Source organism: Nocardia tenerifensis NBRC 101015, assembly GCF_000308715.1.
GTDB lineage: Bacteria > Actinomycetota > Actinomycetes > Mycobacteriales > Mycobacteriaceae > Nocardia > Nocardia tenerifensis.
In genome coordinates, this window is sequence record NZ_BAGH01000342.1 from 1 (window position 1) to 3,167 (window position 3,167).

5 protein-coding genes are annotated in these 3,167 nt (G+C 67.3%); 2 read left to right on the plus strand and 3 right to left on the minus strand.

Annotated features, from left to right (window positions below):
- Nucleotides 1-84: 84 nt before the first annotated feature.
- From ON39_RS26680 to ON39_RS26690, 3 genes are all read right to left on the minus strand, one after another.
- Nucleotides 85-303, minus strand: coding sequence for a hypothetical protein (locus ON39_RS26680; protein WP_040738544.1), 219 nt, complete (start codon nt 301-303; stop codon nt 85-87).
- 374 nt (nt 304-677) lie between these two features.
- Complete coding sequence (locus ON39_RS26685) at nt 678-926, minus strand: hypothetical protein (RefSeq protein WP_110293405.1); 249 nt, start codon at nt 924-926, stop codon at nt 678-680.
- Between the two features lie 85 nt (nt 927-1,011).
- Nucleotides 1,012-1,644 (minus strand): O-methyltransferase, encoded by a 633-nt coding sequence (locus ON39_RS26690; protein WP_373283742.1) that lies wholly within the window; start codon nt 1,642-1,644, stop codon nt 1,012-1,014.
- A gap of 299 nt (nt 1,645-1,943) precedes the next feature.
- Here ON39_RS26690 and sigE point away from each other — a divergent pair, with 299 nt between their 5' ends.
- Together sigE and ON39_RS26700 are read left to right on the plus strand one after the other, a co-directional pair.
- Complete coding sequence (sigE, locus tag ON39_RS26695) at nt 1,944-2,603, plus strand: RNA polymerase sigma factor SigE (RefSeq protein WP_040738547.1); 660 nt, start codon at nt 1,944-1,946, stop codon at nt 2,601-2,603.
- 63 nt (nt 2,604-2,666) lie between these two features.
- The gene (locus tag ON39_RS26700; RefSeq protein WP_040738548.1) at nt 2,667-3,056 is read left to right on the plus strand and encodes a zf-HC2 domain-containing protein; all 390 of its coding nucleotides are present in this window, start codon (nt 2,667-2,669) and stop codon (nt 3,054-3,056) included.
- Nucleotides 3,057-3,167 lie beyond the last annotated feature (111 nt).

The window sequence follows — 3,167 nt, forward strand, 5'->3', positions numbered from 1 at the left end:
TGGCGCAGGAGGCCGCCGGGCTGGCCGCCGTCGCCGCGCAGTGGTCGCGGGCGCGCGCGCTGGTGGACGAGGCGACGATCGACGCTACGGCGCGGGCGTAGCGGGGCAGAACGGCGCGCATGGGCCCGGGGTACGCGGCACCGTGGACTTCGCCGGTTGGCCGAAGTCGGCGGTGCTGACCAGGTAGACCACCAGGATCGCGGCGGCCAGGACGAGGGCGAAGGCGATCATCGCGCCGCCCCAGTGGATCTGCGGGCGTCCGTCGTCATCGTTGTTGCTGTTGTTCAGGATGTAGTAGATCACTCGGATCGCACCTCTTCCGCACGCCCGTCCGCGACCTCCGGCTACCGGACGCGTTCTCAGCAGCATCCTCCCCGAATCGCCGCGCCGTCGCGGAATGCATTCCCCCGGCCGGAACGGCGCCGGCGACCGGCCCACCCCTCCGGGGTCGGTCGTCGGCGTTCCGGTCGGCCCTCGCGCGTTCGTGATCGGCCTCCCCACCGAACGCGTCCTGTCGAAGGCGAACCGGCCATCGTACATCCCTTGCGGGCCTTCGCATTCCGTGACCTATCACACATTCGTGCGCGCAATTCCTCAGCACCCCAGGAAGATTCGCGACACCCGGACAGCAGGAAACCACGCGTCACCTAGGGTGCGCGTGGCTCGTGCGGTATGGACTATCGACCCGGCGCGGCCGGTGCGGCGGGTGCGGCGGGTGCGGTGCAGAACGGTTCGCACGGCCCGTGCGTGGGTGTGATTTTCGCTGGGCCGGTGTCGAAATCGGCGTTAATCACCACGACCATGGCGAGCACCGCGAAGGCGATGATCAATCCGAAGAAGATCAGCGTGGGCCGCAGCCAACTCGATCGAGTTTCGATGACGGTGTGGCCGATGTGACCGATTTCCAAAAGTTCGTGCCCACGCATTGCTGTACCTCCGCCGGGTGAATACCCGGTGTGCGGCAAGGAAACCGCGATGTCGATACGGATATCCGCGGCGCGGGGCGCGACGCTAACCCCGTGAGGCGCAGAGCAATCCGTCGCCGACCGGAATCAGCACGCTGGTGAGCTCGGGATCCTCGGCGATCGCCCGGGTGGCCGCCCGCACCGCCTGGGTCGCCGGATCACGGTGCGCCGCATCGGGTACCCGCCCGCCGAGCAGCGCGTTATGCAGCAGAATCGCGCCGCCGACCCGCAGCAGCCGCACCGCCTGAGCGACGTACTGCGGGTGCTCGAGCGGCGCGGCGTCGATGAACACGAGGTCGTAGGCGCCGTCCGCGAGACGGGGCAGCACGTCGAGCGCGCGGCCGTTGATCAGCCTGGTGCGCGCGGGCGGGATCTCGGCGGCGCGAAAAGCCTCCTTGGCGGCGCGCTGGTGCTCCGGCTCGGAATCGATGGTGGTCAGGGTACCGTCCTCGCGCATGCCGTCGAGCAACCAGAGTCCGCTGATACCCGCGCCGGTGCCCACCTCGACCACCGCTTTGGCGCCGAGCAGCTGCGCGTACATGCTCAGCAACGCCCCGACCGACGGTGGCACCGGCACCGCGCCGAGCTCGGCGGACCGTTCGCGCGCGCTGACGAGGATCTCGTCTTCCACGACGGATTCCTCCACGTAGGCGAGATTTCGCTCCACATTCGATGCCACGCCTATGAGGTTAATGCTGGGCGGGTTGTATCCGCGTTCCGAACTACACGCGCCGCCGGGCAATCTCCGCGCCAGTTTTCTCAGGTGTCCCTCAGCATCTCCATATCCAGGCCATATCAGGACAGGAAAGAGTAGGGGCAACGCAAGACCAGCCGACCGGCTCGACGCGGGACGCGCGGGAACAACAACCTACAGCTTGTCGGTTGTATCCCCACGTAACGGATTCCGGTCCGAAAGAGATTTCGGATCGAGCGCCAGTTCCGAGTTTACGGTCCCTAGTAGGAGGTAGCCCCATCCACATGGTCGATGCGGCGCGTGAGCACGCCACCCTGCCCGAGCAGATTCTGCCGATCGAGTCCGAGGCCGCCGAGGCCGCCGTCGATCTCACCGGCACCGCTGCCTTCGATGCCACCGGTGACCGGGCGGCCATGCCGTCCTGGGACGACCTGGTCCGCGAGCATGCCGACCGTGTCTACCGCCTGGCCTACCGTCTCTCCGGCGACGCACAGGATGCCGAGGATCTCACCCAGGAGACCTTCATCCGCGTGTTCCGTTCGCTGTCCAACTACCAGCCGGGCACCTTCGAGGGCTGGCTGCACCGCATAACCACGAACCTGTTTCTCGACATGGTCCGCCGCCGCAACCGCATCCGGATGGAGGCGCTGCCGGAGGACTACGACCGGGTGCCCTCCGAGGGCCCCGACCCGGAACAGGCTTACCACGACGCCCGCCTCGACCCGGATCTGCAGCGCGCGCTCGACTCGCTCGCGCCGGAGTTCCGCGCCGCGGTCGTGCTGTGTGACATCGAGGGCCTCTCCTACGAGGAGATCGGCGCTACGCTCGGCGTGAAACTCGGCACCGTCCGCAGCCGAATTCATCGCGGGCGGCAGGCACTGCGCGACTACCTTGCGCATAATGGAAGTGAGCAGCGGTTCGCCGCTGAGGCAAGTATCGGGTGAGCTGGACTAAGCCGGCATCACCCCTACGGATCGGATGATGTCGGTTGGAAGGGTGAGCACCGAATGAGTGGCGACTCCAGCACGCCCGGTCGTCGTCCGCCTCGATTCCGTCCCACCGAGCATCTGGCCAGCGAGGCGATCGCGGCCTATGTGGACGGCGAGTTGCGGATGAACGCCTATCTGCGCGCCGCCCAACATCTTTCTCAGTGCCCGGAATGCGCGGCCGAGGTCGACGCACAGCAGCAGGCGCGAATCGCGCTGCGCCAGTCGGGCCCCATCTCGATTCCGCACGGACTGCACGACAGCCTGACCCGAATTCCGCTCGCCGATCTGCCCGGCGGCGCGTCGAGCCAAACCTCGAACAGCAACGGGACTCCGCGCAACGAGGCGGTTTTCGGCTTTCTGACCGATTCGTTCGCCGCGACCCGATGGACTACGTGGTGGCGCAAGTAGAGTTTCCCGAGTGACCCGCGAATCGACGAATACCGGATCGGCCGAGACCCCGGATCGAGTGGAGGATTCGACGGCCGACAGGGGAAACCTGCGGCCGCCGGACGCGCCCGT

Bases quoted from the DNA above. Each gene is read 5' to 3' on its own strand.
- ON39_RS26685 (WP_110293405.1), bottom strand. From the start codon at position 926: ATGCGTGGGCACGAACTTTTGGAAATCGGTCACATCGGCCACACCGTC.
- sigE (WP_040738547.1), top strand. From the start codon at position 1,944: ATGGTCGATGCGGCGCGTGAGCACGCCACCCTGCCCGAGCAGATTCTG.
- ON39_RS26700 (WP_040738548.1), top strand. From the start codon at position 2,667: ATGAGTGGCGACTCCAGCACGCCCGGTCGTCGTCCGCCTCGATTCCGT.